The sequence below is a fragment of the Methanospirillum sp. genome, assembly GCF_035406105.1.
Lineage (GTDB): Archaea > Halobacteriota > Methanomicrobia > Methanomicrobiales > Methanospirillaceae > Methanospirillum.
The window spans coordinates 1-8,166 of record NZ_DAONKG010000110.1; the positions used below are offsets into that span (position 1 = coordinate 1).

Genomic DNA, 8,166 nt, shown 5'->3' on the forward strand with positions numbered 1-8,166 from the left:
TGATGAAAGGTGCAGATCTCAGGTCGTGTTATATTGTGTGCTCAGGCAGGCTTCTGGTTGACATGGTTGCAAAAGCGTACCGTGCAGGGATTTCTGTGATGGTAAGCAATAACGCAGCATTTGCCGGAGGGATTGAATTTGCACAAAAGACAAATATGACACTTGCAGGATTTGTCCGTCCGCCATATATGACAATTTATACCGGATCACATCGGATACGGTTTGAATCATCGTGATCGGTACCCAAAAAGAAAACCGGAATAGTTATCATATGAGACGGGCAACGTAAAACCACATTTACATTATATCTGCTCATGATGTGTGTGTGATTCAAACCATTTCAGACAGGTATATGAATGTTTTATTGAGGATTTCTTTCTGAATGTTCCTGCCACAGGGGATAGTCAAAAGATTTGATATAATACCTGCATGGAGTTATTTAAATAAAGTTAACACACCTGTTTATTTCTCTCATTCCTCTCCGCATTCGTTATTTTTCACAGATAATCACCAATCTGCGCGGGAGGGTGAGAAATCTCTTTATAGATACTCAGAACACCAATGACATGCACTATACCTCCCTGAAAATTAATGAAAAAAGATTAATCTCCCTAGTATATACAATTATATCTTATAAAAGTTAATTTTCTGCCCTACGGGGAAAATATATTTGATTATCTGGTATGTTTCACCATTAAATCATCAATTTTTCAGATTAAATACAATAAATATATATGTCGAAAAAGGGAGAATTCTTGTATCACGGAACTCATCAGGAATCCTCATCCTGGGGTGTTCCGGGAAGGGTATCATATGTTCGGATATCTCCCGTTCATATGACTGTTCATCGGCGATTTTCTTCGTTACGAGGAGCATTATGAGTGCAATTACTATCAATCTGATTTCCGGGCGCACTATTCAGCAGGGCGTCTCCATGGAAGGCGGAAAAGAGACCGACAGGTACATGAAAGCCTGTGGTATTATCGAGATCGATAATTCTGATTTTAAGCGCCTTGGCATAATGAAGAATACCAATGTCAAGGTGAAAAGCCAATATGGCGAGGTCGTTGTAAAGGCGATTGAGGCAACACAGGGACCCCACCCGGGTGTTGCATTCATTCCGATGGGTCCATGGGCAAACAGTGTGATAAGTCCTGAAACCTATAGCACCGGTATGCCGACATTCAAGGGTGTACCCATCACCATTGAACCCGCAGAGAAAGAGAAAGTTCTGAACTCACTCGAACTTGTCAGATCAAAATGCTGGGGTGACGCATAATGTCAAAAACAATAACCGATGTAATCTGCCCCTTCTGTGGAACACTGTGCGATGATCTCACGGTTATCACGGATGATGAAGGGAAGAAGATCTTAGATGTTGAGAATGCATGTGCAATCGGTGCAGAAAAATTCCTTCACTCATCTGATCACGCCCACCGGGTGACCCGGCCACGAAAACTCCAGGAGGATGGCTCATTTAAAGAGATCACCTATGAGGAAGCAATAGAATACACAGCCCAGATGCTTGCCAAAGCAAAGAAACCCTCCATGTATGGCTGGTCCTCAACATCATGTGAGGCTCAGAGTGTCGGGCATGAGATTGCGGAACTGTGTGGCGCACTCGTTGACAATACCGCTGCAGTCTGTCACGGAACCACCCTTATAGCAGTCCAGAATGTGGGTATCCCGAGTTGTACCCTCGGAGAAGTCAAGAACCGTGCTGATAGAATTGTATTCTGGGGATGTAACCCGGCACATGCTCACCCCCGTCACATGTCCCGGTATTCCATATTCCCCCGTGGGTACTTCACCGGAAAGGGACAGAAACAGAGAAAGATTATTGTCGTCGATCCACGGTGCACTGATACCGCAAGCCTTGCCGATGTTCACCTCCAGGTTGAGCAGGGATATGATTATGAGTTACTCCAGGCAATTCGTGCAGCAGTCCGTGGTCAGCAACTGACCGGAGATATCATTGCAGGAGTCCCGAAGGAAAAAGTATACGAGGCAGCCGAGCTCTTAAAGTCAGGTCGTTTCGGGGTTATCTTCTTCGGTATGGGTGTAACCCAGTCTCTTGGGAAAGACCATAACATCGATGCAGCTATCATGCTGACAAAGGATCTGAACGACTACACGAAATTCTCCATCATTGCCATGAGAGGACATTACAATGTGACCGGATCAGGTCAGGTCCTCGGATGGCAGTTCGGGTTCCCGTATTCCGTTGACCTCTCACGGGGATTTGCCCGGTATAATCCAGGTGAGACCGGAACCATTGAAGTCCTCAAACGCAAGGAGATTGACGCATTCTTCGTGCTTGGAAGTGATCCTGGTGCACACTTCCCGATGCAGTGCGTAAAAGAGATCTCCCAACTCCCATCGGTAGCGATTGATCCACACATTACGCCGACGACTGCTATCTGTAAGGTCCATGTACCGGTTGCCTTTGTGGGGGTTGAGGTCGGCGGCAACTGCTATCGTATGGATAATGTCCCGATCGAGTCCAGAAAAGTGGTCGAACCACCGGAAGGAATGATGACTGATCAGCAGTTCCTTGAAGCGGTATTAAAGAGGGTCAAGGAACTCAAGGCAAACTAAGGGGAATATATCATGAGCGAATATATCATCAAAAACGGAAAGGTCTACGACCCGAAGACAGGAATCAAGGGAGAAGTCTCTGATGTCTGTATCAAGGACGGAAAGATTGCAGATAAGGTCTCCAACAAGGCAAAGGTCATCGATGCAAAGGGCAAGACCGTCATGGCCGGTGCAGTTGAGATCCATGCACATGTAGCCGGTCCGAAAGTTAACGAAGGAAGAAATTACCGTCCGGAAGACAAGCTCTTCACGTACCAGCCAACCGGAAAGAACACCCGTATGTCTGGTGGATTCTCAATTCCGACCACCTTTAAAACGGGGTATGAATATGCCCGGATGGGATTTACCACCGTCATGGAAGCTGCAATGCCCCCGCTCTATGCACGGCACGTTCATGAAGAGATCAAGGACACCCCGATCGTTGATGAGGGTGCATTCCCCGTCTTTGGAAACAACTGGTTCGTCTTTGAGTACCTGAAGAACAACGAGATGGACAACGTCTGTGCATACATCTCCTGGCTGCTCAAGACCACCAAAGGATATGCTGTCAAGATTGTCAATCCCGGTGGTTCTGAAGCATGGGGATGGGGAGAGAACTGTACTACCGTAAACGATCCGGTTCCGTACTTTGACATCACTCCGGCAGAGATTGTAAAGGGTCTTCTTACCGCAAACGAGAAGATGGGACTTCCGCATTCCATCCACATCCACCAGAACAATCTTGGAAACCCGGGGAACTATGAGACAACCCTTGATACGCTGAAGATTGCGGAAGGAGTCAAGCCTAATAACAAATTCGGTCGTGAGCAGGTCCTTCACAGCACCCACGTCCAGTTCCACTCCTATAAGGGAGACTCCTGGGCAACGTTTGAGTCAGGTGCAAAGGAGATTGCTGACTACTTTAACAAGAACAAGAACATGACCATGGATCTTGGCTGTGTTACCCTTGATGAGACCACCACGATGACCGCCGACGGTCCGTTCGAGCACCATCTGACCTCCTTAAACCACCTGAAGTGGGCAAATGTTGATGTCGAACTTGAGACCAGCTCAGGAATCGTGCCCTATGTCTACGATCCGAACATCAAGGTCTGTGCCATCCAGTGGTGTATCGGACTTGAACTTGGTCTTCTTGCAAAGGATCCCATGAGAACCTTCGTCACAACCGACCATCCGAATGCAGGCCCGTTTACCCGGTATCCACGTATTTACAAGTGGCTTATGTCCAATAAATCCCGTCAGGACATGCTCAAAGGCTTTAAGAACTCTGACAAGGTCATTGCAGCAACTAACCTCGCATCTATTGACCGTGAGATCACGATGTTCGAGCTTGCCCAGATGACCCGTGCAGGGCCTGCAAAAGCGCTTGGTCTCTATAACATCTTTGGTGGCCTTGCTCCAGGCATGGATGCAGATGTTGTCGTCTATGATCTGGATGAAGACAAGGTCAAGAATCCCGAAGAGATCGAGAAGGCATTTTCCGCTGCAGACTATGTCTTCAAGAGTGGTACCATGGTTGTTGAGCATGGTGAGGTTGTCAGCAACGGCAATAAGCGCACGCTCTGGGTAGATGCAAAGGTTCCGGAGAACAAACAGGTAGAACGCGATGTCCAGATGAAATTCCTTAAGTTCTACAGTATGAACCTTGCTAACTATGAGGTCTCCAATCATTACGTGCCAAACCCGTATGTTATTGAGGTAGATTCCAACTAAGGAGTGAGAAGGAATGGATATAGTAAAACTGACCCTTGTTAAAGAGCCTGAATTGTATCTTGAAGCAGAAAACATCACTCCCGACCACTTTGCCGGAAAGACTGCTCAGCAGATTGGAGAACTTCATGTTCACCTTGGAAATACCACTGCAAAGATAAGCGACTACTTCACCGTCGAAGGAAAGGCAGGCGCAACCGCCGCAGATACCAAGATTATCATCTCCGGTCCGACTGACAAGGTCAAATACATCGGAATGAAGATGACCGCCGGAGAGATCGAGGTTCAGGGCAATACTGATATGTACACCGCAGCATGGATGGCTGGCGGAAAGATCCATGTCAAGGGCAATGTCGACTCATTCTGTGGTATCGGCATGACCGGTGGTGAGTTCATCGTCGATGGGAATGCAAAGAACTACCTTGGTGCCTCCTACCGTGGTGACTGGCGAGGAATGATGGGCGGTAAGATCATTGTCAAAGGAAACGCCGGTTCTGACACGGCAACCTTCATGAACGGGGGAACCATTGATATCGGTGGCAATGTCGACGTTCACCTTGGAACCCATGCAGAGGGTGGAAAGATTATCGTCCGGGGCAATGCCAAAGGCCGTGTCGGTGGACAGATGGTCAAGGGAGATATCTTTGTCCTGGGCCAGGTTGAGCGGATGATGCCCTCCTACATCCTGAAAGGAGAGGAAGAGGTCGAGCTTGACGGGAAGAAGCAGCTCTTCCAGGTCTGGATCGGTGACATGGGTGAGCGTCATGCAAAACGGAAAGGAGAGATAATCTATGGTAAGATCTATATCCCGGCCGGAGCAGGAGCTGTTCAGGCTGCCGCACCCCGTGCAGAGCGGAAGAAGAAACTGACCGATAAGCAGCTTGAGCAGGTGAAAGAGGCGTTCAAGAACCAGTCGCCGACTGTTCAGCAGGTCAGAACCTACATCTATGATACCTTTGATATTGACATGAAACCCATGCAGGTCTCACGTCTTATCGACAGCCTTAAGAGATAATCTCTTTTGATCTTTTTTTTCTCAGAATAAACTCTGTTTTCGGGTTTACATCAGACAATTGGAGAACAAGAACCAATTAAAATCCGTTCCAGGTCGGATTTCTGGCTCTCTCTTCATTATATCCGTTTATTACGGCTTTACAGTGAGAAAATTGAAGAGATAGATAGGGTCTGATTAATAGCCGGTTACAATCTCGTTTTCATCAAGGCCGGCGACCAGTTCATTTTTAAAACTCTCAAAGTCAAGGGTTTCAAGTTGATCCGGCAGGAGGGAATCACTCCATGCTTTCCGGTATACCCATTGCACCACCATTTCAATGACTTTTACAACCGTTTCAGGTGATTTTACCGTGACAACATGATATCCGACCCGGGGGTGGCGGCCACGTCTTCCTCCTATCGTGATATGGTATGCTGGAGGTTCGGCCTTGATGATGTGGAAGGGGCAGGAATGAATACACATGCCACAATGAACACATCGTTCTTCGTCCATTTTAATCTGACCGTTCTTAATTGCAATGGCTTTTTCTCTGCAGTACTGTACACATGTTCCACAGCCGGTACAGGTCCCCGGCACCCGGTATGGCCGGACAACTCCGGTGATACCAATCTCATTGAGCCGCTCACTGACACATGAATTCGGACAGGAAGATACTGCAATTCGGAATTTTACCGGCATCTCCTTGCCAAAGAATTTTTCATCAAGTGTGCGTGCCAGCGATATGGAGTCTATCATGGCAAACCTGCACCGGTTTGTTCCTGGACATGCCGTGATATTGACAATCTCTGCTTTTTCCGCTCCTACCGGAGTTCCGTTTGCAGCAAGATCTTCAGCAAGGAGATCGAGCGATGCAGGGAGTACATGAACCAGTTCAAGAGTCTGCCGGGTGGTAAGGTGAACCTCGGTATTGAACTTTCGTGCAATACGTACAATGCCTTCCATCTGATCGACGGTAATCAGACCGGCAGGAATGCGAAGTCTGACGGTGCAGTACTCTCCTCCGGATTCATTGATGATACCGCCCTTTTCATAGAGGGGGATTTTTCGCATATGTAGATATCAGCTAATTGACATTATAGTTTAACGCACAGCATAGGACTGATTACTTTGAAATTTTTCGTTGCTTCCCATAACTAATTACACTCATGCAATGTATTACATCAGTATGGTACTACATGCACCACAGCAATCCATGCTGCTTTTCATGGTTCTGATTGCAGTTTCTGCGGGAATATTTCCGGTATCCGGAGCCGACTCTTCAAATGCCGGAATGCTTGAAATAACAGATGAAGAGGCATTGAAAGCGTATCTAAAAAATGTCACTCCTCACATCCTGTACCTCTCGAGTCCTGATGGAGATTATGCCTTTGCACCTGAGGATGGAATGGCATCACCCGGATTCATGGCTGCAAAGGAGAAGGCACCGGCACAGACCTCTGCAGGATCACTTGCGAAAGGGGCGACAGATTTTTCAACGACGAATATCCAGGTGAGCGGAGTGGATGAGGCGGATTTTGTAAAAAATGACGGGAAGTATATTTATATTGAGAGTGGAGATACACTGACCATTGTCGATGCATTTCCCCCTGAACAGGCTAAGATTGTGACTGAACTTCCGGTTGATGGTTCCGTTTCTGAACTCTTCCTTGCAGGTGATCGCCTTGTCGTCTTTTCAGATTCGTATGATGAGTATTGGTATACCCCTACGGGATCATCCGTTCCGGTCCCTGATTACAGAAGAAAATGCCAGGCTGTGATCTATGATATATCAGACCGGAAAAACCCAAAAGAAGTCAGGACCATCTCTGCGCCAGGCTCATATGAAAATGCACGGATGATTGGGGATTATGTGTATGTTATCACCCAGGAGAGTCCTTATTATCCTGATCCCTATATGCCCGTTATCTATGATGGAGCGACAGCAATTACCATCCCCAGAATCTGGTGCCCTCCTTCTCCGATGAATGAATACCAGATGCATACCCTGACATCATTTCCGGTGACCGGGTCCGGGCAGCCTCAGGCTGAATCGTTCCTCCTTGGATACTCAAACACGCTCTATGTTTCACCCCGGAATGTGTATATTGCCTATGAAAAACAGCGTCCATGGTACGGATGGGATATGTTCGAAGAAAAATCAGCAGAATCATCAGAATCAGAGCAGGAGTCGGTCATTCACCGGTTCGAAATCCGAAATGGGGATATCACGTACAAGGCAACAGGAACCGTCCCCGGATATCTCCTGAATCAGTTCTCTCTTGATGAAAACCGTGGAAACCTGCGACTGGCAACCACGGTATCTGACTGGTCACGGGATGAGCGGCAATATAGTAATGTCTATGTGTGTGATCCGGATCTGAAGATCATCGGAAGGCTTGAGCATCTGGCTCCTGAAGAGAAGATATATTCGGCCCGGTTTATGGGAGATCTCCTCTACCTGGTAACGTTTAAACAGACAGACCCCCTCTTTGTCATAGATCTCTCAAATCCATATCAGCCAGGGCTGCTTGGAGAACTCAAAATCCCCGGCTATTCTGATTATCTTCATCCGTACGACGAGACTCATCTGATAGGGATTGGAAAAGACACCATGGAGAATGAATGGGGCGGAATTGTCCCGACCGGCGTTAAGATTGCCCTCTTTGATGTGAGGGATGTTAATAATCCCCGGCTTATTGAGAGTCTTGTCATCGGAGAGAAGGGTTCTGATTCGGCGGTTCTTTCTGATCACCGGGCGTTTCTGCTTGATAAAGAGAAGGATATCATGGCAATCCCAATCAGGGAGGTTATTCATAAACCTGTTCAGGGGAGTGCGTATGAGGGTTCCCACACTGAAGAGACCT

7 protein-coding genes are annotated in these 8,166 nt (G+C 47.4%); 6 read left to right on the forward strand and 1 reads right to left on the reverse strand.

Annotation, left to right across the window (positions count from 1 at the left end; translation table 11 throughout):
• The 5 genes from PLA23_RS07770 to PLA23_RS07790 form a co-directional block, all read left to right on the forward strand.
• On the forward strand, positions 1-236 hold a 236-nt coding region (locus PLA23_RS07770), incomplete at its 5' end, for a formate dehydrogenase accessory sulfurtransferase FdhD (protein WP_324474766.1).
• 641 nt (positions 237-877) lie between these two features.
• Positions 878-1,279 carry a molybdopterin dinucleotide binding domain-containing protein gene (locus PLA23_RS07775; RefSeq protein ID WP_324327686.1) on the forward strand — a complete coding sequence of 134 codons (402 nt, stop codon included), beginning with the start codon at positions 878-880 and terminating at the stop codon, positions 1,277-1,279.
• Positions 1,279-2,598: a formylmethanofuran dehydrogenase subunit B gene (locus PLA23_RS07780; protein WP_324474769.1), complete on the forward strand. Its 1,320-nt coding sequence runs from the start codon at positions 1,279-1,281 to the stop codon at positions 2,596-2,598. Before PLA23_RS07775 ends, PLA23_RS07780 begins: the two co-directional genes overlap by 1 nt.
• Before the next feature lie 12 nt (positions 2,599-2,610).
• Entirely contained in the window at positions 2,611-4,311 is a 1,701-nt protein-coding gene (locus PLA23_RS07785; RefSeq protein ID WP_324327690.1) for a formylmethanofuran dehydrogenase subunit A, read from the forward strand.
• Positions 4,312-4,324: 13 nt separating this feature from the next.
• On the forward strand, positions 4,325-5,323 hold the full coding sequence (locus PLA23_RS07790) for a formylmethanofuran dehydrogenase subunit C (protein WP_324327692.1): 999 nt from the start codon (positions 4,325-4,327) through the stop codon (positions 5,321-5,323).
• Between the two features lie 174 nt (positions 5,324-5,497).
• On the opposite strand, the gene PLA23_RS07795 is transcribed toward PLA23_RS07790, so the two are convergent.
• Positions 5,498-6,373, reverse strand: coding sequence for a ferredoxin-like domain-containing protein (locus PLA23_RS07795; protein ID WP_324327693.1), 876 nt, complete (start codon positions 6,371-6,373; stop codon positions 5,498-5,500).
• 115 nt (positions 6,374-6,488) lie between these two features.
• Between PLA23_RS07795 and PLA23_RS07800 the strand changes: the two genes are divergently transcribed.
• Positions 6,489-8,166: beta-propeller domain-containing protein (locus PLA23_RS07800; RefSeq protein ID WP_324474771.1), on the forward strand; the 1,678-nt coding region annotated here is incomplete at its 3' end.